The sequence below is a fragment of the Nonomuraea sp. IBHARD001 genome (assembly GCF_056106265.1).
The window spans coordinates 222,285-245,355 of sequence record NZ_JBWBBW010000002.1; the positions used below are offsets into that span (position 1 = coordinate 222,285).

Genomic DNA, 23,071 nt, shown 5'->3' on the forward strand with positions numbered 1-23,071 from the left:
GTATCGGTCAGGCACGATCGGCCCACAGTAGCCGCTGCGGGCCCCTGACCCAGCCGATTCGCCCCGTGACTAACCGGTAAAGGCCTTGTCAGTGAGCCGCTCGTAGGCTTCGACATATCGCTGTCGCGTGCGCTCGACCACCGTGTCAGGAAGGCGTGGCGGTGGTTCGTCGGAGGATTTGTCCCATCCTGATTCGGCCGAGGTGAGCCAGTCGCGGACATATTGCTTGTCGAATGACGGCTGGGCGTGTCCCGGCTCCCATTGGGCCGAGGGCCAGAACCTGGATGAATCCGGCGTGAGTACCTCGTCGGCGAGCGTCAGCACTCCGTTGGAGTCCCAACCAAGCTCGATCTTGGTGTCGGCCAGCACGATGCCGCGCTCGCGTGCGATCTCGGCGCCGCGCGTGTAGACGGCCAGCGTGATGCGCCGCAGCTCCTCGGCCGTGTCGCGCCCGACCAGCTCCACCACCTGCTCGAAGGAGATCGGCTCGTCGTGCTCGCCGATCGGCGCCTTGGTCGAGGGTGTGAAGATCGGCTCGGGCAGCCGGGAGCCGTCGAGCAGGCCGCCGGGCAGGGCGACGCCCGACACCGAGCCGTCGCGCCGGTAGTCGGCCAGCCCCGAGCCCGCCAGGTAGCCACGCGCCACGCACTCGACCGGAACCATCTTCAGCGGCTTGCACAGCACGCTGCGCGTGTCCGGCCCGGGTGCGGCGATGTGGTTGGGCACGACGTCGGCGAGCTGCTCGAACCACCACAGCGACAGCTGGGTGAGGATCGCCCCCTTGTCGGGGATGTCGGGCTCAAGGACGAAGTCGAACGCCGAGATCCGGTCGGAGGCGACCATGAGCAGCAGGCCGTCTTCGGTCTCGTACAGGTCGCGGACCTTGCCCGAGTGCAGGTGCTTCATCGGGCCGAGACCTCCGCGGCGATGTCGGTGCGATGGTGCGAGCCCCGCAGGCCGATCCTGGACACCAGCTCGTAGGCGTTGGCCCTGGCCGTGCCCTCGTCGGGGCCGGTGCCGACCACACTGAGCACCCGGCCGCCGTCGGAGAGCACGTCGCCGCCCGCCCGCCTGGTGCCCGCGTGCAGCACGTAGGCGCCTGGCACCTGCGCGTCGAGCCCCTCGATCACATCGCCCTTCACCGGGTTCGCCGGGTAGCCCTCGGCCGCGATCACCACGGTGACGGCCGATCCCTCGCGGTAGGTCAGCGGCCCGTGCCCGGCCAGCTCGCCGCTCGCACAGGCCAGCAGCAGCCCGCCCAGCGGCGTGCTGAGCCGGTCCAGCACGACCTGCGTCTCGGGATCGCCGAACCTGGCATTGAACTCGATGACCTTCGGCCCCTTGGCGGTCAGCGCCAGCCCCACGTAGAGCACCCCGGTGTACGGCATGCCGCGTGCGGCGAGTTCGGCGAGCGTCGGATGCACGACCGTCGCCATCACCTGCTCCGACAGCTCCTCCGGCGCCCAGGTGAGCGGCGTGTAGGCGCCCATGCCACCGGTGTTGGGCCCCTCGTCGCCGTCGTATGCGCGCTTGAAGTCCTGCGCCGGCTGCAGCGCCACGGCCGTCGAGCCGTCGCACAGGGCGAACAGCGACACCTCGGGCCCGTCGAGGTACTCCTCGATGACCACACGCTCACAGGCGGCGGCATGCGCGAGCGCCTCGTCCAGGTCGCCGGTCACCACGACGCCCTTGCCCGCGGCCAGCCCGTCGTCCTTGACCACGTACGGCGCGCCGAACTCGGTCAGCGCGGCCAGCGCCTGGGCGGGGTCGGAACACGTGCGGGCCAGTGCGGTGGGCACCCCGGCGGCCAGCATGACGTCCTTGGCGAACGCCTTGGACCCCTCGATCATGGCCGGCTCCCTGGCGGGGCCGAAGCAGGCGATGCCCGCGGCCCGCACGGCGTCGGCCACCCCCGCGACCAGCGGCGCCTCCGGCCCGACGACGACCAGGTCGGCGCCGAGTCCGGCGGCCAGGCCGGTGACGGCGGCCGGGTCGGTCGGGGTGACGGGATGGAGGGTCGCGACCTGCTCGATGCCCGCGTTGCCGGGGGCGCAGTGGAGCTCGGTGACCTGGGGGTCGAGGCTGAGGGAGCGGCACAGGGCGTGCTCGCGCCCGCCGGATCCAATCACTAGAACACGCACGTGCCCCATTGTCGCAGGCCGCCCCGGGCGACGGTCCTGGACCCTTCCGCGGACGGACTGCGGATGGTCATTGACCGGCAAAGTGCGGGAATGCCGGGCAATGTTTGTGAAGTTCTATGAGTCGGGCGAGAGCCCGGAAGAGTACAGTCAAGTGGGTTCCCGGCCCTGTGGTAAGTTGGGTCGGCTTTGCAGTGACCTGTGTGATTGGAGGTGGTCCGGGATGAATCCTGGTGATCCCAGCAGTACCTACACGCGCCCTGTCGTGGCGCGTACCCCCGACCACTCCAATTCGGCAGCCTGATCGTGCATCCACGCCTTTCCTGATTGAGGTGACGTTTCGTCGCGCGTGGATCGTGCCAGGTCGGGCGGAAAGGGACTGCCATGCGCTCGTCCACCCTCTTCCGTCGCATCAACCGCCACCCCGTGCCCAAGCAGCACAGCGCCAGGCAGCTCAGCATGCCCGTGCGTGAGCTGTGCGTGCCGCCGGTCGACTCCGTCGTCGAGTTCGGCGCGTACGTGGGTGGCAAGAAGATCGCTTCAGCCAGCATCGCCGACGCGCTGACCCGCGTCCGCGAGCACAACGCCACCGCCGACGCGGCCAAGGCCTTCGTCTGGGTCGGCCTGCACGAGCCCGCCGCGCCCGAGGTGGAGTGGCTGGCCGAGGTGTTCGGCCTGCACCCGCTGTCGGTCGAGGACGCCGTCAAGGCGCACCAGCGGCCCAAGGTCGAGCGCTACGGCGACTCGCTGTTCATGGTGCTGAAGACCGTCTCCTACGTCGACCACGACCAGCTCACGGCCACCAGCGAGATCATCGCGACCGGCGAGATCATGGTCTTTCTCGGCGCCGACTTCGTGGTGACCGTGCGCCACGGCGAGCACTGCCCGCTGACCGAGGTACGCGAGAAGCTCGAGGACAAGCCCAAGCTGATGAACCGCGGGCCCGCCGGGGTCCTGCACGCCATCGCCGACCACGTCGTCGACCGCTACCTCCAGGTGGCCGACCTCATGCAGATGGAGCTCGAAGAGGTCGAGGCGACGGTGTTCGCGGACGTGAGCTCCCGCGACATCAACCGGATCTACCACCTCAAGCGCGAGATGCTGGAGATGAAGCGCGCGGTGACGCCGCTGCAGGCGCCGCTCGCCGCACTGCCGCAGCGCCGCGTCATCCCGTCGGAGATGCGCGAGTACTTCCGCGACGTCGGCGACCACCTGTCGCGGGTGTGCGAGCAGGTGGAGGCGTCCAACGAGCTGTGCAGCTCGATCCTGCAGGCGGCGCTCGCCCGCTCCAACGCGCTCGCGAACGAGGACATGCGCAAGATCTCGTCCTGGGTGGCCATCATGGCGGTGCCGACGATGATCGCCGGTATCTATGGCATGAACTTCGACCACATGCCCGAGCTCAAGCAGGCGTGGGGCTATCCCCTGGTCCTGGGGGTCATGGTCACGATCTGCACCGTGCTGTACCGGGGCTTCCGCCGCAACGGCTGGCTGTGACCCGGCTCAGAGCGGCCGGTCGCCGGCCGCGACGAGGGGCGGGAGCACGGCCTGGGCGTCGACTCCCGCCGAGACCCACAGGCCGATGACGAAGGCGGCCATGGCTTCGAGCAGTCCCGCACGCTCCAGCCCGCCGCCCGACACCGGATCGGCGCCGACGGCACGCACCAGCGTCGCGGTCAGCGCCAGCGCCTCCTGGTCGTCGCCCACCAGAGGCACCGCCAGCGGCCTGCCGTCGAACACCGGAGGCGTCAGCCGCCACACGTCCTCGTGGCACAGGTTGAACGCCTTCACCACCCGCGCCCCCACGGCCGCCACCTGCTCGGCGACCGACGGCCCGCCCTCGGTCGTCAGTGTGAACGAGCCGAACCTGACGGGATTGGTGATGTCGACCACCACCCGCCCGGCCAGCACACCCCCCAACTCCTCCAGTACGGCAGGCACAACGTCGGCGAGTACGGCCAGCACGCTCACGTCCCCGAAGGCCGCGGCCTGCGCCCTGGTGCCCGCCACGGCGCCGTGCCCGATCCGCCCGGCCAGCGCGGCGGCCTTGCCCGGGGTGTCGCTGCCGACGAGCACCTCGTGCCCGGCCCGCGCCCACTGAGTGCCGAGGGCGTCGGCCATGTTGCCCGCCCCGATGATTCCGATCCGCATTTCTCCTCCAAAGTGCTGTAGAAACGACAGTAGGGAGGCGGATAGGTACCAAATGGTGCCTGACAGGGGGTGCTCGTGTTCGCAGCGGACTGCCGGGGTCGCATGGCGTTCGACCTGATCGGCAACACATGGAACGCGGTCGTCGTCCGGGCCCTGCGCGACGGCCCGAAACGGCCGGGCGAACTCCGCACGGAGATCGGCGGCATCAGCGCCAAGGTGCTCAACGAGACGCTGCGCCGTCTGGAGTACAACGGCCTGGTCGAACGCACGACCTACCGCCAGGCGCCGCCACGCGTCGACTACGCGCTCACCGAGCTCGGCCGTAGCCTGCTCGCCCCCATCGAGGCGCTGGGCGCCTGGGCGTTCGAGCACGGCGACGAGGTCCTGGACGCCCAGGACCGCGCCGAAAGCGCCTAGACCCCCACGGGCCGCATCGGCGCCACCCTGCGGGGTACGGCGATGCCGCGCTCGCGCCACAGCTCGTGCATGCGGTCGGGGTAGTCGGTGACGATGCCCGTGACGCCGAGGTCGATCATCCGACCGGCCAGCGCGGTGTCGTTGACCGTCCACACCACCACCGGCAGCCCGGCGGCCTCGGCCTGACGCATGAGGGCGGCGTCGACCATGACGTGTTCGGGCGAGAGCGTGGTCGCGCCCGCCTTGGCCGCGGCGGCGGGCACGTCGTCGCCCAGGCCGCCGTGCCAGTGCAGGGTGTCGGGCTCGATCAGCGCGTATCGCTGGACCTGCGGCGCGAGTCTGGCCGCGGCCTCGATGACACGCCAGTCGAAGCTCAGCACGGCCGCGCCGTCGAGCCTGCCGTGCCGGTCGAGCTCCTCGACGACGGCCTCGGTGAACTGCACGGGGTCCGGTGTGAGCTCGGGCCGCGTCGGGTCGGACTTGAGTTCGACGTGCAGTCTGACGTTCTCGGCCTCGTAGGCGCCGACGAGGGCGAGCACGGCGCCGAGCGTGGGCATCCTGGTGTCGGGGATCGGCGTCTGGGTGAGCGCGTAGGGGTCGTCGGGGTGGCGCGGCACGCGCACGCCGACGTCGAGCGTGCGCAGCTGGGCGTGGGTGAGGCTGTTGATCGGCCGCCCGACGTAGGGGAAGAGCGGGTCGCCGGGCACGGCGGGCGCGGTGTCGGCGCTGGTCACCGCCGACACGGTGAGGTCGTGGGTGAGCACGAGGCGGCGGTCGGCGGTGAGGGCGACGTCGAATTCGAGCGCGTCGACGCCCAGCTCCATCGTCCTGCCGAGTCCCGGCAGGGTGTTCTCGGGCCACAGGCCTCTGGCCCCGCGATGGCCGTGAAGCTCGACCTGGTGTGGCTGCGTGTGTCGCCGCAGCTCGGCCGCAGGGCCGTGGGTGTCGTCGCGCACACGGGGGACCCTACCTCTGTGCTCCCGCCGTCCCTCGGTGCCACGCCGCCTTGTCGTATGTGAGCTTTGTCGCTTATGCGACCGAGCTGCCCGCCGGGTAGACGTATTCGGCCTGGTCACGTGCCTCGTAGGCGTGCCAGAACTGCTCGGCCACGTCGTCGGGCGTGGTACCGGGGCCGGTGTCGAACTGCACGGTCGTGGCCACATGGGCGACGTGCACGCCCTTGGCGGCCAGCGCCTGGTGCAGGGTCTGGGCGTAGGCGCGCAGGGCCGCGCCGCCGATGCTGAAGTTCGCCGCGAAGTCCAGCGGGTGCACCGAGGTGCCGGCCGTACTGAACAGCAGGGTTCCGGCGCCTCGCTCCAGCATGGCGGGCAGTGCGGGGGTGACGGCGTTGATCGCGCCGATGAGTTGCACGTCGAGTTGTTCCCGGACGTTGGCGGGGGTGAGGTCGAGTGCCGCGTGCACGCCGTTGCCCGGGGCGAGCGTCTTGCTGACCGGCGAGTAGTGCAGCACGTCGACGGGCCCGGCCTGCTTCAGGGCGTCCTCCATGGCGGCGGCGTCGGTCACGTCGGCGCAGTGGCCGTCGGCGGTGACGCCTTCGGAGCGGAGCAGGGCGGTGAGCGCGTCGAGGTTGTCCTGGTTGCGGGAGATCAGGGCGACCCGGAAGCCGGCCTTGCCGAAACGCCTGGCCACGGACAGGCCGAGCTTGGGTCCCGCGCCGACGACGGCGATGGTGGGCATGGAGGAGTCCTTACTTCTGGGAGGAGACAGGGGTGGTGTAGCCGTCGAGGTCGGCGTCGGTGATCGCCCGGCCGGGAAGCGGACTGCCGGGCCGGGCGCGCAGGCCGTCGAGCATGACGTCGAGGAAGCGCCCGGCGACGACCTCGGCGGGTGTGCCGGGCACGCCGGGCTGCGAGACGAGCAGGCTGACGAACAGCGCCACGTCACCGGCGCCCACGTCGGCGCGCATGCTCCCTTCGGCCTGTGCGCCCTTGACCATGTCGTCGACCAGCGTGAAGTAGGCCTTCCGCGCCGCGCCGACCTCGGGACTGGTCTTGAGCAGGCCGGGCAGATCGGCGCAGATCCCGCTGTGCAGCAGGCCGAAGCGCAGGTCCTTCCAGTCGTGCAGGAAGCGGTGCAGCGCGCTCCACGCGTCGGGCCCGGCCGCGACCGCCTCGGTGGCGAGCGCGGTCAGACGTCGGTAGATGTCCAGCGTCGCCGCCTCGACCAGCGACCTGCGATCGGGAAAACGCCGGTACAGCGTGCCCTTGCCGACGCCCGCCCTTCTGGCGATCTCGTCCATCGGGATGTCGTCGCCGCCCTGCGTGCCGAACAGCTCGCGGGCGGCGGCCACGATCTGGTCGCGGTTGCGTTGTGCGTCCGCGCGCATGAACCCTCCTCAAATGGACGATCACCGTCCACTTGACCGTACCGCAAGCGGACGTAATCCGTCCACATACGCCGGAAGGCCCGTGCCGACCGGCACGGGCCTTCCACGGGAAAAGGGTCAGACCAGCGAGCGCAGCTGCACCGTCTGGGTACGGCCGGGCCCGACGCCGATCGCCGAGATCGGGGCCTCGCTCATCTCCTCGAGCGCCCTGATGTACCTCTGTGCGTTGGGCGGCAGGTCCTCGAACGACTTGGCGCCGGTGATGTCCTCCTGCCAGCCGGGGAACTCCTCGTAGATCGGCTTGGCGTGGTGGAAGTCGGTCTGCGTCATCGGGATCTCGTCGTGCCTGACGCCGTCGACGTCGTAGGCGACGCACACCGGGATCGTCTCCAGGCCGGACAGCACGTCCAGCTTGGTGAGGAAGAAGTCGGTGACGCCGTTGATCCGCGTGGCATAGCGGGCGATGACCGCGTCGAACCAGCCGCATCGCCGGTTGCGTCCCGTGGTCACGCCGTACTCGCCGCCCGTGGTGCGCAGCCAGTCGCCCATCTCGTCGGTCAGCTCCGTCGGGAACGGGCCGGAGCCGACACGCGTGGTGTACGCCTTGAGGATGGCGATCACCCGGGTGAGCTTGTTCGGCGGGATGCCCGCGCCCGCGCACGCGCCGCCCGAGGTGGGCGAGGAGGAGGTGACGAACGGGTAGGTGCCGTGGTCGATGTCCAGCAGGGTGCCCTGGCCGCCTTCGAGCAGGATGAACTTGTCCTGGTCGAGCGCCTTCTTCAGCACCAGCGAGGTGTCGGCGATGTGCGGCTTGAGGCGCTCGGCGTAGGCGAGGTACTCCTCGAGCACCTTGTCGGCCTCGATGCCGCGCCGGTTGTAGACCTTGGTCAGGATCTGGTTCTTCTCGCCCAGCACGACCTCGATCTTCTGCGCGAGGATGCCCGGGTCGAGCAGGTCCTGCACGCGGATGCCCATCCGGTAGATCTTGTCGCCGTACGCCGGACCGATGCCCCGGCCGGTCGTGCCGATCTTGGCCTTGCCCAGGTAGCGCTCGGAGACCTTGTCCAGCGCCTTGTGGTGGGGCATGATCAAGTGGGCGTTCGCCGAGATCAGCAGCTTCTCCGCGGAGATGCCGCGTTCGGCGAGGCCGTCCAGCTCGCCCAGCAGCACGCCGGGGTCGATCACGACGCCGTTGCCGATGACCGGCACCACGTCCGGCGAGAGGATGCCGGTCGGCACCAGGTGCAGGGCGTATTTCTGGTCACCGATGACGATCGTGTGTCCCGCGTTGTTGCCGCCCTGATAACGGACCACGTAGTCAACGGCGCCGCCGAGCAGGTCGGTGGCCTTTCCCTTGCCTTCATCGCCCCACTGGGCGCCCAAGACAACGACAGCCGGCATGGTTATCTCTCCCGCACACAAACGAAAACCCCTGGCGCAAGTGCGACAGGGGCTCTTGCGTAGAGAGACTACCCGAGTAGTCGCTTTCCGCCCAAGACCGGGTTACCTGGTCAGCGCGTCGTAGGCCTCCGCGCTGCTGTCCTTGAGGAACTGGATGCACCGCTCGGCCTCGTCCTTCTCGCCGATCGACTGCGCCGCGCGCGACAACGCGAACAGGCAGCGCAGGAAGCCGCGGTTGGGGACGTGCTCCCACGGGATCGGCCCATGACCCTTCCAACCGGCCCTGCGCAACTGGTCCAGCCCCCGGTGGTAGCCGGTGCGGGCGAACGCGTAGGAGGTGACGGCGTGACCGTTGGAGAAGTACTCGTCCGCGAGAGCGGCCCACGCGGCCGGGTAGGCCGGGAAGCGGGCGGCGACGTCTGCGGCCTTGGCGCCCGATTCGAGCGCCTGCCTGGCCTCGGGCAGGTCCGGCAGGTGAGTCGGGGGCGGCCCGGCGAGAAGGTTGTCCATAGACAAGTCATACCCGCCGGGCAGACCCAGGCGCTATGAGATCTTTGTCCCAGCCGACTTCAGGTCCTGGCAGGCCTGCGCCACGCGGGCGGCCATGCCGGCCTCGGCGCTCTTGCCGTAGGAACGCGGGTCGTAGGTCTTCTTGTTGCCGACGTCGCCGTCGACCTTGAGCACGCCGTCGTAGTTGCGGAACATGTGGTCGGCGATCGGCCGGGTGAAGGCGTACTGCGTGTCGGTGTCGATGTTCATCTTGACGACGCCGTAGGAGATGGCCTCGTGGATCTCTTCGAGCAGCGAGCCCGAGCCGCCGTGGAAGACCAGGTCGAACGGCTTGTCCTTGCCGTACTTGGCGCCGACGGCGTCCTGGATGTCCTTGAGCACGCTGGGGCGCAGCTTGACGTGGCCGGGCTTGTAGACGCCGTGCACATTGCCGAACGTCGCGGCCAGCATGTAGCGCCCGAGCTCACCCACGCCCACGGCCTCGGCGGTGGCCAGCGCGTCCTCGGCGGTCGTGTACAGCTTCTCGTTGATCTCGCCGACGACGCCGTCCTCCTCACCGCCGACGACGCCGATCTCCATCTCCATGATGATGTTGGCGCGGTGGCACTTGTCGAGGAGCTCCTTGGCGATCTCCAGGTTCTCGTCGAGGGGTACGGCCGAGCCGTCCCACATGTGCGAGTTGAACAGCGGGTCCAGCCCTCGGCCCACACGTTCGAGCGAGATGTCGACCAGCGGGCGCATGAACCCGTCGAGCTTGTCCTTCGGACAGTGGTCGGTGTGCAGGGCCACGGTGACGGGGAAGTTGGCGGCCACCACCCTGGCGTACTCGGCAAGGGCGACAGAGCCGGTGACCATGTTCTTCACCGTGGTGCCGGACAGGAAGTCGGCGCCTCCGGTCGACACCTGGACGATGCCGTCGCTCTCAGCCTCGGCGAATCCGCGCAACGCGGCGAGCAACGTCTGCGATGAGGTGACGTTGATCGCCGGGTAGGCGAAACCTCCCGCTTTGGCCCGGTCGAGCATCTCGGCGTAGACCTCTGGGGTGGCGATAGGCATGATTCATCTCCCTGAGAAGGACGGCTTCGCGCTGCCCAGTATTCCGGGTACCCGCCGCTCGTGGTAGAGAGCACGCGCAGGAGCCCCTTACAGGTAGGCTTCGGGCCTGATGGACGCGATTAAGAACCTTCTCGACCCCCAGTGGTGGCTCGGCATTCTCGGGCCCTTCGCCACTGTCGGCGTGCTCGGCATCATCTTCGCCGAGACGGGCCTGCTGCTCGGCTTCTTCCTGCCTGGCGACTCCCTGCTGGTCACGGCCGGGATCTTCAGCACGGCCCAGGGCGCGGCCGCGATCCCGGGGTTCCAACCGCTGTCCTTCCCGCTGCTGCTGGTCCTCGCGCCGATCTGCGCCATCGTCGGCGCCCAGCTCGGCCACCACCTCGGCGCCACGTACGGCAGGCGGATGTTCGACCGCCCCGACTCCCGGCTGTTCAAGCAGGAGTACGTCGAGAAGGCGGAGTACTACTTCGAGAAGTTCGGCCCGGCCAGGGCCGTGGTGCTGGCCAGGTTCATCCCCATCGTGCGCACGTTCCTCAACCCGGTCGCCGGCATGCTCGGCATGGACCGCAAGAGGTTCTTCGTCTGGAACGTCGTCGGCGGCATCGTCTGGACCGACGGCCTGCTGATCTTCGGCAGGTTCATCGGCACGCTGGTGCCCAATATCGACAAGTACATCCTGCCGGGCGCCTTCGTCATCATCCTGCTGTCGATCATCCCGATCGTGCGTGAGGTCTTCAAGGCCCGCAAGGAGGCCAAGCGGGCCCCGCAGCCCGGTGGCAAGCACCACCGCGTTCCGTCAAGCAGCGATAGCCAGCGGTAATCCCTTCCGTGTTCCGCCGAGGCGACGCAGGTCAGCCGCTAGTCTCGCGGTGTGGGACGCCACAGGTCTGACCCGATGGGCATCGCCCGCATCGTTCTCGTGGGCCTCGCCGTCGTCGCCATGCTGGCACTTCTCGTCGTCGGCGGGCGCGCGCTGTTCAACTCGCTCGGCTCGGGGCCGGGCCCTTCGGCCGCGCCGTCGGCCGGTGGCTCCACGACGCCGGGGCCGAGCGGCGGCGCCACCGCGAGCGTGCCGACCGTCAGCATCGAGTGCACGGCCACGGTGTGCCCGCTCGTGCTCGTGCGGGTGCCGGGAGGCGACGTGCTGCAGAGCCGCGACATGACCGAGGGCGAGCGGGTGGAGTACTTCGAGCCCGCGCTCGACGTCGTGCTCGACGACGCCTGCACGGTCAGGGTGACCGAGGCCGGCACCCCGCGCCCGCAGGGAGCCTGCGAGCGCCAGGAGTTCACCGTCGAGCGGCCTAGCCGTTGAGGCCGAGGTCGTCCTGCGTGTAGGCCGTGCGGTAGGGCAGACCGGCCTCGGCGATGCGGGCGGCGGCGCCCCTGTCCACGATGGTCGCCACCGCCACGACCTCGGCCCCGGCCTCACGCAGCGCCTCCACCGCGGTCAGCACCGAGCCGCCCGTCGTCGAGGTGTCCTCGACCGCCAGCACCCGGCGGCCCGCGACGTCGGGCCCCTCGATCCGGCGCTGCAGCCCGTGCGCCTTGCCCGCCTTGCGCACGACGAACGCGTCGAGCTTGCGACCCTGCGCCGCGGCGGCGTGCAGCATCGCGGCGGCGACCGGGTCGGCGCCGAGCGTCAGACCGCCGACCGCGTCGAAGTCGAGGTCGGCGGTCGCCTCCAGCATCACCTTGCCGACCAGCGGCGCGGCGGTGGCGTCGAGGGTCACCCTGCGCAGGTCGACATACCAGTCGGCCTCACGGCCCGAGGACAGCACGACCCTGCCGTGCACGACTCCCTTGGCCTTGATCTCGGCCAGCAACTGCTCACGCTCACTCATGCCCACAAGCTTAGGGTCGTGAGCGCGTCGCGATATCGGCGCGGGAGTCGCATCACCTCCACCGTGCCCGCCCGGCGCAGCGCGGCCACGCGTGGTCTGGCCGTCAGGGCCGCCGCCCTGCCCGGGCCGAGCCGTACGAGGGTCTCGCCGCGTGGGTAGACCTCGCGCAGCAGGGCGGCCAGGTCGAGCATGGCGGCCACGCGTCGCATCGGGTCGGCCGGGGTGAGGCACACGGTCACCAGGTGGTGCTCGGTGGCGACGCCCTCGCGGTAGAGCTCGCCGATGCGGGTACGCAGGTAGGCGGGCGAGACCAGCCCGGTCAGCGGGTCCTCGCAGCACAGTTCGGCCATGGGTGCGAAGCTCGCCTCGGTCCAGCCCGCGGCGAACGACCGCACGGCGGCCAGCGGCGGTTCGCCGCCGAACAGCACGGCGAGGTCGGTGATGCCCTCGGCTATGCCCACGCCGGCCCTGGCACGGGCGTCGCCGAGCGCGGTGCAGGCGTGGGTGAGGTCGTGGCCCCTGTGCACGGCTTCCCCCACCCGCTCCACCGCGGGCGTCCACCAGTCGCTGGGCACCGCCCAGCCGGCCTCCAGACTTCTCGTGCGCCAGTGCGCGCACAGCGATCCCGTGATCTCCTCGCTCATCTCCTCCTCCTACTGCGGCCTCCTGACGTGCACATTCACTGGGCACTTTTAAACCCCTCATAGGCAATGACGAGCTTTCGGTTTAGTTATGACGCAGCTTGCGGAATGATTTGCGCGGCAACCCCGCGTAATCGTGAGGTCACTATGAGTGTGGAATCGCCGCAAAGCGATGCTGATCTACTTGAAGCGGTCAGAGGCGGCAATGCCGTCGCTTACGGCACGCTGTACGAACGGCATGTGGCCGCGGCCCGATCCCTCGCCCGCCAGCTCGTCAGGGGCGAGGACGTGGTCGAGGACGTCGTCGCCGAGTCGTTCACCAAGATCCTCGACCTGGTCGGTCGTGGTGGCGGGCCCGAGGCCGGCTTCCGGCCCTACCTGCTGACCGTCGTACGCCGCACGGTCTACGACCGGGGCCGGGTCGAGAGCCGGCAGGTGACGACCGGCGAGATGGAGATCTTCGACCCCGGGGTGCCGTTCGTCGATCCGGCGCTCGCCGGGCTCGAGCGGTCGCTGATCGCCAGGGCCTTCCTGTCGCTGCCCGACCGCTGGCGCATGGTGCTCTGGCACACCGAGGTGGAGAAGGCCAAGCCCGCCGAGGTCGCGCCGCTGCTCGGCCTGTCGGCCAACGGCGTCGCGGCGCTGGCCTACCGGGCGCGCGAAGGGCTGAAACAGGCCTACCTGCAGATGCACCTGGCCGGTGCGCCGCAGCAGGAGTGCCGGCCGGTGCTCGCCAAGATGGGCGCCTACGTGCGCGGCGGCCTGGCCAGGCGCGAGGCCAAGGTGGTCGACGCCCACCTCGCCGACTGCGCCGACTGTCGTGGCGTCTTCTTCGAACTCGCCGATGTGAACCAGGGCATCAATGTCATCGTCGGCCCCCTCATCGCGGGGCCGGTGCTCGGCGCCTATGTCGCGGCACTCGGCAAGGCGGGCACGACGGCGGGCGGCGTGGGGCTGCTCAAGCTGCTCGGCTGGGTGCGCAGGATGCCCAAGAGCCAGCAGGCCGCGGCGGCGGGCACGGCGGTGGTCGCGGCAGCCGTCGCGGTGATCATGCTCGTCTCCGGCGAGACGCCGATCCCGCCGCCCACCCCCAAACCGGCCAAGCCGCCCGTCGCCCTTCCCGTGCCGACGCCCGAGCCGCCACCACCTCCTCCCGACCAGCCGAAACCGGCCAAGGCGAAGCCGCAGCCCGCCCCGGTGCCGCCGCCCGCCAAGCCCAAGGCCAAGTCCAAACCGAAGCCGAAGCCCAAACCGGGCAAGGCCCGGCTGACGGCCACCATCGATCCGCTCGGCTCCCTGGTCAGGGCCCAGCCGGGCATCGTCGGCATCAGGCTGCGCAACGACGGCAAAGGGCCCAGCGGCGAACTCGTGGCCGCCGTCGACCTGCCCCCCGGCGTACGGCTGGTGCCGGGCGGCGGCAGGGGCGGCAACGCGGCCACCGTCGAGCCGGTCGGCACGGTCGACGGCTGGTCGTGCCGGGCGGGCACGGCCGGGGCCAGCTGTGCGCGGGGGCCGTTGGCGGGAGGCAAGGCCACGGCCGTCTTCCTGCGTGTGCTGGTCTCGGCCGCGGCGCCCGAAGGAGCCGGCCCCGCCGTACGCATCACGGCGGGATCGGTCAGGCTCAGGGCGCGCGCGTCGGCCGGGGTGATCGCGGCCGGGGCGCCCGCCAGGTTCGCCACCGACGGCAAGGTAGCCGTGCAGGCGGTGGGCAACACACTGCTCAGCTGTCCGGAGATGCGTGCGGGCTGCGGCGAGACGCGCAAACGCGAAGGCCGCAGGCGTGACAACGACCTGTGGCCGATGCGCCCGTTCGACACCGACGGGGTCGCCTCGACGAAGAGTTCGAGCGCGGCGACGCTCAGCCTGCCCAGGGGCGGCAAGGTCGTGTGGGCCGGGCTGTACTGGTCGGCCTCGGTCGAGGCGGGCGGTTCGATCAAGTTCAGGACGCCGGGCCGCAAGCGCTACACGCTGGTCAGGCCCGACCAGACCATGCTGCGTGCCCTGCCGTCCGGCCCTGCGTACCAGGCGTTCGCGGACGTCACCAGGCTGGTGAGCGAGGCCAGGCCCGGCGGCGAGTGGTGGGCGGCGGACGCGCCGATGGGCCACGGGGTGTCGCAGCACGCCGGGTGGAGCCTGGTCGTCATCGCCACCGATCCCGCCAGGCCGTACAGCCAGGCCGTCGTGCTCGACGCCGCCGCCGTGGTCGGGATGGACGACGGGGTGCTGCGGCTGCCGCTCGGCGGGCTGCACGCCACGGCGGCTCCCGCGCGCGTGGAGCTGGTGACGTGGGAGGGCGACGCGGATCTGCGCGGCGACAGGGCACTGCTCGGCGGCGCGGCGCTCACGCCGGGAGGCGGCGACCGCGACGCGGGCAACGCCTTCGACAGTTCGGCCAACGGAGCCGAAGGTTTGACGTTCGGGGTGGACGTGGACACGTTCAGGGCGGAGCTTGGAGACAGGCCCGTTCTCACCCTGTCGACTCGGAGGGATGTCGTGATGTTCGGAGTCGCAGCCGTCAGTGTGTCGGCGAGGTCGTGACCGTGAACAGGACAAACTGGTACGGTCTGCGTGAATGTTCCGGCAGAACGTCGAGCGAGGGGCGAATCGTCGGGATTAACCCTCGCGCGATCACCTGCTTCATTACCCTGAGAGAGGGCCGCCGAGTCCGGCTCTGACGGTGCAGAGCCAGAAGGTCGGGCCACCTAGAAAGGGGCGGTGTCGCGTGGATCGCTGCGCGCTGTTCGTGGACGCTGGCTATTTGCTGGCCGACGGCGCGATGGCCGTGCACGGCACCCGTCATCGTGAAGCCGTCGCCTGGGACTACCCGGGTCTGTTGCAGTTGATGAGCAACCTGTCGCGTGAGCGCACAGGACTGCCGCTGCTGCGCTGTTACTGGTACGAAGCGACGGTCGAGGGGCGGCGCACGCCCGAGCACGACGCGCTCGCCGACATCCCCGGCCTCAAGCTGCGGCTGTCCAGGATCAGGCCGGGCCGCCGCGAGGGCGTCGACGCCCAGGTGCACCGCGACCTCATGACGCTGGCGCGCAACAGCGCGATCTGCGACGCGGTCGTGGTGAGCGGCGACGAGGACCTGGCCCAGGTGGTCTGCGACGCCCAGGACCTCGGCATCCGGGTCACGGTCGTGCACATCGCGGCCGACGGCAGCTGGGCGGTCTCACGCTCGCTGCGCCAGGAGAGCGACGACCTGATCGAGATCGGCGGCGGCCATCTGCGGCCCTACGTCAATCTGGTCACCGGCTCCTCCGACGCGGTCTCCAACGGGCACCAGCCGACGAGCAACGGTCAGGCGGGCCACGCGCTGAGCAACGGTCAGGCGTCCCTGCCGCCGTCGCCGTCGTCCTCGCGCGGCCAGCAGAGCGGCGCCAACCACATCAACCACCTGGCCAACGCGCCCACCCAGAGCCAGCCGCTGCCGCAGCAGCCCCTGCCGACGCAGACCTCGCAGCCGCTGCAGACCTCGCAGCCTGTGCAGCAGGCGCAGCCGCAGGCACCGGCACAACCGCAGGCCCAGCCGCAGCAGCAGCCGGTGGCGCAGTCGCAGGCACTGCCGTCCCAGCAGCCGCAGTCACTGCAGTCCCCGTCTCTGCCGGCCCCGTCTCTGCAGGCGCAGTCACTTCAGGGGCAGTCCCTGCAAGCGCAGTCGCCTTTGCAGTCGCCGTCGTTGCCGGTCTCGGCCCTGCACTCCGCGCAGTCGTCGCAGTCCGCGCAGGTGCAGCAGCAGAGCCAGACCTCGCAGCCGCAGGTGCAGGCGCAGCTGCCCGCGCCGAGTCCCGCGCCGGTGCCCGAGCACACGCCGCCGCGCAGTCACGCGGCTCCCGCGCTGCCCGCCTATCCGAGCTACACCTCCGAGCCGCAGGGTGGTCACGCCGCGGGCCTGCCGTCGTCGAGCCAGCAGTACCAATCGTCGGCGAGCGCCTACCAGCCCACGCAGCTCGGGCCCTACACCGGCCCGCAGGCCGCGCCCGTCGCCGCGCACAGCGCCTCGACGGGGGCGGCGACCACACTGGCCGATGCGGTGAAGGCCGCGCACAAGGAAGGCCACGACTTCGGCGACTCGGTGGCGCGTGACGCGCCCGCCCTGTGGCTGGAGGCCGTCCTGGCCCGTAAGCCCCGTATGCCCTCCGACCTGGAGGCCAGGCTGCTGCAGGGCTCGTCGCTGCCGATCGACTTCCTCCTGCACGACGAGGTACGCCATGCCCTGCGCCGAGGCTTCTGGGACGCGTTGGAGCGGGCCCGGCGCTAGGCCCTAACGTGGGGCCATGTCCGAAATGCCATCACGCGTGGACCTGTGCCCGCTCACCCATGCCGACCAGGACGAGTTCTGCTCGCTGGTACGCGCCAGCGCCGACCTGTACGGACCCTGGATGCGGCTGCCCGCGACCCCGCAGGACTTCCAGACCTGGATGCACCGCTTCGACGACGGCCTCAACCGGGGCTATCTGATCCGCATCAAGGACAGCGGCGTCGCGGCGGGCACGGTCAATATCAACTCGATCATCCGAGGCCGCTACCAGGGCGCTTCGCTGGGCTATGCGGCCTTCGCTCCTTCGGCCGGACGCGGCTACATGAAGGAGGGGCTCGCGCTGACCCTGCGCCACGCCTTCGACGACCTGCGCCTGCACCGGCTGGAGGCCAACATCCAGCCGGCGAACACGGCGTCCCTGGCCTTGGCGCAGCGCCTCGGCTTCCGCTACGAGGGGCTCTCGCCCGACTACCTCTACATCGACGGGGCCTGGCGCGACCACGAACGCTGGTCGATCACGGCCGGGCCGTCCTGGACGCCCGGCCCCACGCTTCCCGAGGTGTGAGTCGCGCTCAGGCGGTCCAGCTCGGCCGGCGGCCGACATAGCGCAGCAGGGTGGCCAGGGCGTCGTCGCCGGGCTCGGACGCCACGACCGGTGCGAAGGCGAAGGCCCGCAGCGGGTCGACGACGACCTGGGCGGCCGGCATCAGCGCCTCGGCCAGCTCCGCGCTGATCGGCGACGGCTGTCCCGTGGCCACCGCGATGTCCCAGGCGTGCACGGCGGCGTCGAGCGCGCAGGCCCCCACGCCGATCCGCGCGCTCAGTGGCCCCAGCGGCAGCGGCGTCGCCACGGCCTCGGCGTCGGCCGCGACCGTGCCCCAGGCTCGCGCGGTGGTGGTCAGCGCCCGCTCGACGAACGCGACCGGGTCCTCGTCGAGCTTGCCCGAAGGGTCGAACGGGTTGAAGTCGGGGCCGGGCTCACCGGTGATGGCCGAGGCGTAGGCGATCTGGTCGCCGGTCGCGTGCTGGAGCACCTGGGTGAGGTTCCAGTCGGCGCAGGGCGTGGCCAGCTGCCATCCGTCGGCGGGTACGCCGAGGACCGCGGTGCGCAGCGCGTTGTGCGAGGCGTCGAGCACGTCCCACGTGGTGACCTGGTTGTCGCTCATGATGGGGTCCTTCCCTTTGTGGCCCTTGCGGCGTTTGCTGCTGATGCAAGCTTAGCAGAACGGAATGATTTGTTCCACTAAATCCGCGGGCCGTCTGCACGATGGCGGCGGGACCGGAGTCCTGCTGGGGGTGCGTGAAGGACGGTGCCCGGCCTGTGCGGTCGAGGGGCGCAGGGGGTGGCGGGAGCCGTACATGAGCAGGATCAGGACATGAGTGGGGTCAGGCCAGGGCGTCGAAGCCGGAGCGGAGGTGGGTGACGCGGTCGGTCAGGTCGGACAGGGGGGCCGCGAGCGACGGGTCGGTCGAGGTGCGGGCCAGGTCGCGGATGCGGTCGAGCTCCTCCTCGACGGCGGCCAAGCGGCGGGAGAGCTCGGGCAGCACGGCGGCCTGGTCGGTGGCGTTGCCTGGCGGCAGCTCGCCCGACAGGCGCTCGCGCAGCAGGGAGGCCTGCTCGGCCAGGCGCTTGTTCATGTTGTACAGCTCGGAGAAGACCGCGACCTTGGCCCTGAGCACCCACGGGTCGAACGGCTTGGTCAGATAGTCGACCGCGCCTGCCTGGTAGCCGCGGAAGGCGTAGTCGGGCGCGCTGTCCACCACGGTGAGGAAGATGATCGGGATGTTGCGCGTGCGCTCGCGCCGCTTGATGTGCGCGGCCGTCTCGAAGCCGTCCATGCCCGGCATCCGCACATCGAGCAGGATCAGGGCGAACTCCGTGCTCAGCAGGGCCTTGAGCGCCTCTTCGCCCGACCTGGCCCGCACCGGAACCAGGTCGAGTGAGCTCAGGATGGCCTCCAGGGCGATCAGGTTCTCCTCGCGGTCGTCGACGAGGAGGATCTTCGCGCGGTCAGGCACGACGGTTCACACCCTTTCGCTCGGGTCGGCTTCGCTCGGGTCGGCGCGAGTCGCGGCTCACGCCTCTTCGCCCGGGTCGGCCGCTGCCACCCGTCCACGCCCGAGCCAGCCGCGCAGCCGTTCGAGCAGGCGGTCCACGTCGACCGGCTTGGGCACGTAGTCGGACGCGCCCGAGGCGATGCTCTTCTCGCGGTCTCCTCTCATGACCTTAGCGGTCAGCGCGATGATCGGCAGATCGGCGAACTGCGGCATCCGCCTGATCGCCGACGTCGTCGCCCAGCCGTCCATCTCCGGCATCATGATGTCCATCAGGACCAGGGCGACGTCCTCGTTGCGTTCGAGCTGTTCGATGCCCTCGCGGCCGTTCTCGGCGTAGACGACGGTCGAGCCGTGCCGCTCCAGCACGCTGGTCAGCGCGAACACATTGCGGATGTCGTCGTCCACGATGAGGATCTTCGCGCCGGACAGCGGGTCCTCGCCCTGCCAGGCGGCGGTGTCGGCAGGCTCCATCAGCTCGGGCAGCGGCAGGTCGAGCGGCTGCGCCTCGGGCAGCGCCACGATCGGCTCCTCGACCGGCTGCCTGATCGAGGGCCTGCGCACGGCCCCGCCGTCCCGCGCGGCCAGCGGCCCCGCGTAGTTCAGCGGCAGGTACAGGGTGAACGTGCTGCCCTTGCCCAGCTCGCTGTCGACGTGGATCTCGCCGCCGAGCAGCCTGGCGATCTCACGGCAGATGGACAGGCCGAGCCCCGTGCCGCCGTACTTGCGGCTGGTGGTGCCGTCGGCCTGCCTGAACGCCTCGAAGATGACCTCCAGCTTGTCCGGCGCGATGCCGATGCCGGTGTCGATCACCTGGAAGGCGATCATGGAGCCGACGCCGCGCAACGTCTCGTCGTCGTAGTCGACCTCGGCCGGAGCCGGCGTCACACGCAGCCGTACCTCGCCCTTGGGGGTGAACTTCACCGCGTTGGACAGCAGATTGCGCAGCACCTGCTGCAGGCGCTGCTCGTCGGTGCGCAGCTCATGGGGTACGGCGTCGGCGATCTCGACGATGAAGGCCAGGCCCTTGTCCTGGGCCAGCGGTGCGAAGGCCGCCTCGACGTAGTCGACGAGCTTGGGCAGCGACAGCTGCTGCGGATGGATGTCCATGCGCCCGGCCTCGACCTTGGACAGGTCGAGGATGTCGTTGATGAGCTGCAGCAGCGCCGATCCCGCGCCGTGGATCGTGCGGGCGAACTCGACCTGCTGGGAGGTGAGGTTGCCCTCGGCGTTCTCGGTGAGCAGCTTGGCCAGGACGAGCAGGCTGTTGAGCGGCGTGCGCAGCTCGTGCGACATATTGGCCAGGAACTCCGACTTGTAGCGGCTGGAGACCGCGAGCTGCTCGGCCCGCTCCTCCAGCGTGCGCCTGGCCTGCTCGATCTGGAAGTTCTGGATCTCGATGGCCCGGTTCTGCTTGGCCAGCAGCGCCGCCTTGTCCTCGAGCTCGGCGTTGGACCTGCGCAGCTCCTCCTGCTGGCGCTGCAGCTCGTCGGAGCGCTCCTGCAGAGCGCTGGTCAGGCGCTGCGACTCCGTCAGCAGGTCCTCGGTGCGGGAGTTGGCGATGATGGTGTTCATCGTGACGCCGATGGTCTCGACGAGCTGGGTCAGGAAGTCGAGGTGCACCTCGCCGAACGGGGTGAAGGAGGCCAGCTCCAGCACGCCGAGCACCCGGTGCTCGAACAGGATCGGCAGCACCACGATCTGGGCGGGTGTCGACTTGCTGAGCCCGCTGTCGACGGTGATGAAGCCGGGCGGCACGTCGTCGAGCATGATGTGCCTGCCCTCGGCCGCCGCCTGGCCGACGATGCCCTCGCCCATGGCGAAGGTGAGCCTCGGGCTGCGGCCCGATCGCACGCCGTATCCGCCGATGAGGATGAGGTTGTGCTCGCCGCCCGGGTCGACGCCGTAGAAGGCGCCGTAGCGTGCCGAGACCAGCGGGGTCAGCTCGGTCATGATGAGCTTGGCGACCTCCATCAGGTCGCGGTGGCCCTGCATGAGCCTGGAGATGCGGGCCAGGTTGGACTTCAGCCAGTCCTGCTCCTGGTTGGCCCTGGTGGTCTCGCGCAGGTTGGACACCATCGAGTTGATGTTGTCCTTGAGCTCGGCCAGCTCGCCCTGGGCCTGGATGGCGATCGAGCGGGTCAGGTCGCCCTGGGCCACGGCGCTGGTCACGGTGGCGATGGCGCGCACCTGGGTGGTCAGGTTGCCGGCGAGTTCGTTGACGCTCTCGGTGAGGCGCTTCCACGTGCCCTCGACGCCCTCGACCCGGGCCTGGCCGCCGAGCTGGCCGTCCGAGCCGACCTCGCGGGCGACCCGGGTGACCTCGGAGGCGAACGACGACAGCTGGTCGACCATCTTGTTGATCGTGGTCTTGAGCGCGAGGATCTCGCCCTGCGCGTCGACGTCGATCTTGCGGGTCAGGTCGCCGTTGGCGACGGCCGTGGTCACCTCGGCGATGTTGCGCACCTGGTAGGTGAGGTTGTTGGCCATCGAGTTGACGTTGTCGGTGAGGTCCTTCCAGACGCCCGAGACGCCCTGGACCCTGGCCTGGCCGCCGAGCTGGCCTTCGGTGCCGACCTCGCGGGCCACGCGGGTGACCTCGTCGGCGAAGGCGGACAGCTGGTCGACCATCGTGTTGAGCGTGTCCTTGAGCTGGAGGATCTCGCCCTGGGCGTCGACCGTGATCTTGCGCGAGAGGTTGCCCTGGGCCACGGCGGTCGAGACGGCGGCGATCTGGCGTACCTGGCTGGTGAGGTTGTTGGCCATGAAGTTGACGTTGTCGGTGAGGTCCTTCCAGACGCCCGACACGCCTCGGACTCTGGCCTGGCCGCCGAGCTGGCCTTCGGTGCCGACCTCGCGGGCGACGCGGGTGACCTCGTCGGCGAACGAGGAGAGCTGGTCGACCATCGTGTTCATGGTCGACTTCAGCTCCAGGATCTCGCCCTGGGCGTCGACGTCGATCTTGCGGGTGAGGTCGCCGTTGGCGACGGCCGTGGTCACCTGGGCGATGTTGCGCACCTGGTAGGTGAGGTTGTTGGCCATCGAGTTGACGTTGTCGGTGAGGTCCTTCCAGACGCCCGAGACGCCCTTGACCTCGGCTCGGCCGCCCAGTTTGCCTTCGGTGCCGACCTCGCGGGCGACGCGGGTGACCTCGTCGGCGAAGGCGGACAGCTGGTCGACCATCGTGTTGAGGGTGTCCTTGAGCTGGAGGATCTCGCCCTGGGCATCAACGGTGATCTTCTTTGACAAATTGCCCTGCGCCACGGCCGTCGAGACCGCGGCGATCTGGCGTACCTGGCTGGTCAGGTTGTTGGCCATGAAGTTGACGTTGTCGGTGAGGTCCTTCCAGACGCCCGACACGCCCTGGACCCTGGCCTGGCCGCCGAGCTGGCCTTCGGTGCCCACTTCGCGGGCCACGCGGGTGACCTCGTCGGCGAAGGCGGACAGCTGGTCGACCATCGTGTTGACGGTGTTCTTCAGCTCGAACATCTCGCCGACGGCGTCGACCGTGACCTTGCGCGACAGGTCGCCCTTGGCCACGGCGGTGGTCACCACCGCGATGTCGCGCACCTGGGCCGAGACCCTCGACGACATCGTGTTGACCGCTTCGGTGAGGTCGCGCCAGCTTCCCGACATCCCGCGCAGGTTGGCGCTGCCGCCGAGCCTGCCCTCCGTGCCCGCCTCGCGGGCCACCCTCGTCACCTCGGAGTTGAACAGCGACAGCTGCTCCACCATGCCGTTGATCGCCCGTCCGAGACGACGCACCTCGCCTCGTGCCGAGCGGTTCAGGTCGATGCGTTTGGTCAGGTCGCCCTTGGCCACCGCGTCGATGACGTCGGCCGCGCCGCTGACCGGGCTGACCAGGGCGTCGATGAGGCCGTTGACCGACTCGACGTTCTCGGCCCAGGCGCCGACGCCGATGCCGGGGGTCAGGCGTTCGCTGAACCTGCCCTCCTTGACCACCTCGCGGCGGACCCGGTGCAGCTCGTTGGTGAGGTGCTCGCGGCGGTCGGCGACCTCGTTGAGCAGGAGTCTGACCTCGCTCAGCACACCGGGGGGCGCATGCGGCACCCTTCGTCTGAAGTCGCCGTCACGCCAATGGACGAGGGTCTGCAGGATCGGCATGAGGTCGGACTCGGAATACAGTCGTTCCTCAGGCGCAGCCGTGGTCATGGGGCCTCCTTCACTCACGGGGTGCGGCCGCGAGTGATATCAGTCTGTCATGTGACGAGATCGGGTTCTGGCTCTCT

21 protein-coding genes are annotated in these 23,071 nt (G+C 70.0%); 7 read left to right on the plus strand and 14 right to left on the minus strand.

From position 1 onward, the window contains the following. Positions 1 to 69: 69 nt before the first annotated feature. Together ACTWNK_RS03145 and purD are read right to left on the minus strand one after the other, a co-directional pair. Positions 70 to 906: a phosphoribosylaminoimidazolesuccinocarboxamide synthase gene (locus ACTWNK_RS03145; RefSeq protein ID WP_474301981.1), complete on the minus strand. Its 837-nt coding sequence runs from the start codon at positions 904 to 906 to the stop codon at positions 70 to 72. Next, positions 903 to 2,141: a phosphoribosylamine--glycine ligase gene (purD, locus tag ACTWNK_RS03150; protein ID WP_474301982.1), complete on the minus strand. Its 1,239-nt coding sequence runs from the start codon at positions 2,139 to 2,141 to the stop codon at positions 903 to 905. Before purD ends, ACTWNK_RS03145 begins: the two co-directional genes overlap by 4 nt. Positions 2,142 to 2,522: 381 nt before the next feature. Here purD and corA point away from each other — a divergent pair, with 381 nt between their 5' ends. Further along, positions 2,523 to 3,635, plus strand: coding sequence for a magnesium/cobalt transporter CorA (corA, locus tag ACTWNK_RS03155; protein WP_474301983.1), 1,113 nt, complete (start codon positions 2,523 to 2,525; stop codon positions 3,633 to 3,635). A gap of 6 nt (positions 3,636 to 3,641) precedes the next feature. Here the strand turns inward: corA and ACTWNK_RS03160 are convergent, their stop codons facing one another. Next, a complete protein-coding gene (locus ACTWNK_RS03160; protein ID WP_474301984.1) occupies positions 3,642 to 4,289 on the minus strand; it encodes an NADPH-dependent F420 reductase in 648 nt (215 codons plus the stop codon). Between the two features lie 75 nt (positions 4,290 to 4,364). On the opposite strand from ACTWNK_RS03160, the gene ACTWNK_RS03165 reads away from it, so the two are divergent. Next, positions 4,365 to 4,706, plus strand: a complete 342-nt coding sequence (locus ACTWNK_RS03165) for a winged helix-turn-helix transcriptional regulator (RefSeq protein WP_474301985.1) — start codon at positions 4,365 to 4,367, stop codon at positions 4,704 to 4,706. On the opposite strand, the gene ACTWNK_RS03170 is transcribed toward ACTWNK_RS03165, so the two are convergent. The 6 genes from ACTWNK_RS03170 to fbaA form a co-directional block, all read right to left on the minus strand. Next, entirely contained in the window at positions 4,703 to 5,662 is a 960-nt protein-coding gene (locus tag ACTWNK_RS03170; RefSeq protein WP_474301986.1) for a glycerophosphodiester phosphodiesterase family protein, read from the minus strand. The two genes, ACTWNK_RS03165 and ACTWNK_RS03170, sit on opposite strands and share 4 nt — an antisense overlap. Before the next feature lie 73 nt (positions 5,663 to 5,735). Next, positions 5,736 to 6,404, minus strand: a complete 669-nt coding sequence (locus ACTWNK_RS03175) for an SDR family NAD(P)-dependent oxidoreductase (protein ID WP_474301987.1) — start codon at positions 6,402 to 6,404, stop codon at positions 5,736 to 5,738. Positions 6,405 to 6,414: 10 nt separating this feature from the next. Next, a complete protein-coding gene (locus ACTWNK_RS03180; protein ID WP_474301988.1) occupies positions 6,415 to 7,053 on the minus strand; it encodes a TetR/AcrR family transcriptional regulator in 639 nt (212 codons plus the stop codon). 117 nt (positions 7,054 to 7,170) lie between these two features. Beyond that, positions 7,171 to 8,454: an adenylosuccinate synthase gene (locus ACTWNK_RS03185; protein WP_474301989.1), complete on the minus strand. Its 1,284-nt coding sequence runs from the start codon at positions 8,452 to 8,454 to the stop codon at positions 7,171 to 7,173. 102 nt (positions 8,455 to 8,556) lie between these two features. Further along, on the minus strand, positions 8,557 to 8,964 hold the full coding sequence (locus ACTWNK_RS03190; protein ID WP_474301990.1) for a DUF3151 domain-containing protein: 408 nt from the start codon (positions 8,962 to 8,964) through the stop codon (positions 8,557 to 8,559). A 33-nt stretch (positions 8,965 to 8,997) separates the two neighbouring features. Further along, positions 8,998 to 10,020, minus strand: a complete 1,023-nt coding sequence (gene fbaA, locus ACTWNK_RS03195) for a class II fructose-bisphosphate aldolase (RefSeq protein ID WP_474301991.1) — start codon at positions 10,018 to 10,020, stop codon at positions 8,998 to 9,000. 109 nt (positions 10,021 to 10,129) lie between these two features. Between fbaA and ACTWNK_RS03200 the strand changes: the two genes are divergently transcribed. Continuing rightward, a complete protein-coding gene (locus ACTWNK_RS03200; RefSeq protein ID WP_474301992.1) occupies positions 10,130 to 10,840 on the plus strand; it encodes a DedA family protein in 711 nt (236 codons plus the stop codon). Between the two features lie 51 nt (positions 10,841 to 10,891). Next, on the plus strand, positions 10,892 to 11,332 hold the full coding sequence (locus tag ACTWNK_RS03205) for a hypothetical protein (protein WP_474301993.1): 441 nt from the start codon (positions 10,892 to 10,894) through the stop codon (positions 11,330 to 11,332). On the opposite strand, the gene pyrE is transcribed toward ACTWNK_RS03205, so the two are convergent. Further along, entirely contained in the window at positions 11,322 to 11,861 is a 540-nt protein-coding gene (gene pyrE / locus ACTWNK_RS03210; RefSeq protein ID WP_474301994.1) for an orotate phosphoribosyltransferase, read from the minus strand. The genes ACTWNK_RS03205 and pyrE overlap by 11 nt on opposite strands. Next, positions 11,858 to 12,505, minus strand: a complete 648-nt coding sequence (locus ACTWNK_RS03215; protein ID WP_474301995.1) for a hypothetical protein — start codon at positions 12,503 to 12,505, stop codon at positions 11,858 to 11,860. The genes pyrE and ACTWNK_RS03215 overlap by 4 nt, the downstream gene beginning before the upstream one ends. Positions 12,506 to 12,649: 144 nt before the next feature. Between ACTWNK_RS03215 and ACTWNK_RS03220 the strand changes: the two genes are divergently transcribed. The 3 genes from ACTWNK_RS03220 to ACTWNK_RS03230 all read left to right on the plus strand — a co-directional run bounded on the left by ACTWNK_RS03220 (position 12,650) and on the right by ACTWNK_RS03230 (position 17,331). Continuing rightward, positions 12,650 to 15,040, plus strand: coding sequence for a sigma-70 family RNA polymerase sigma factor (locus tag ACTWNK_RS03220; RefSeq protein WP_474301996.1), 2,391 nt, complete (start codon positions 12,650 to 12,652; stop codon positions 15,038 to 15,040). A 184-nt stretch (positions 15,041 to 15,224) separates the two neighbouring features. Next, positions 15,225 to 16,766, plus strand: coding sequence for an NYN domain-containing protein (locus tag ACTWNK_RS03225; RefSeq protein ID WP_474301997.1), 1,542 nt, complete (start codon positions 15,225 to 15,227; stop codon positions 16,764 to 16,766). A gap of 16 nt (positions 16,767 to 16,782) precedes the next feature. Continuing rightward, positions 16,783 to 17,331 (plus strand): GNAT family N-acetyltransferase, encoded by a 549-nt coding sequence (locus ACTWNK_RS03230; RefSeq protein WP_474301998.1) that lies wholly within the window; start codon positions 16,783 to 16,785, stop codon positions 17,329 to 17,331. Between the two features lie 7 nt (positions 17,332 to 17,338). Here ACTWNK_RS03230 and ACTWNK_RS03235 read toward each other — a convergent pair whose 3' ends face one another. From ACTWNK_RS03235 to ACTWNK_RS03245, 3 genes are all read right to left on the minus strand, one after another. Next, positions 17,339 to 17,932 carry a TIGR03086 family metal-binding protein gene (locus ACTWNK_RS03235; protein ID WP_474301999.1) on the minus strand — a complete coding sequence of 198 codons (594 nt, stop codon included), beginning with the start codon at positions 17,930 to 17,932 and terminating at the stop codon, positions 17,339 to 17,341. 220 nt (positions 17,933 to 18,152) lie between these two features. Next, positions 18,153 to 18,785, minus strand: coding sequence for a response regulator (locus ACTWNK_RS03240; protein ID WP_474302000.1), 633 nt, complete (start codon positions 18,783 to 18,785; stop codon positions 18,153 to 18,155). 57 nt (positions 18,786 to 18,842) lie between these two features. Next, positions 18,843 to 22,994, minus strand: a complete 4,152-nt coding sequence (locus ACTWNK_RS03245; RefSeq protein WP_474302001.1) for a HAMP domain-containing protein — start codon at positions 22,992 to 22,994, stop codon at positions 18,843 to 18,845. Between the last annotated feature and the right edge of the window lie 77 nt (positions 22,995 to 23,071).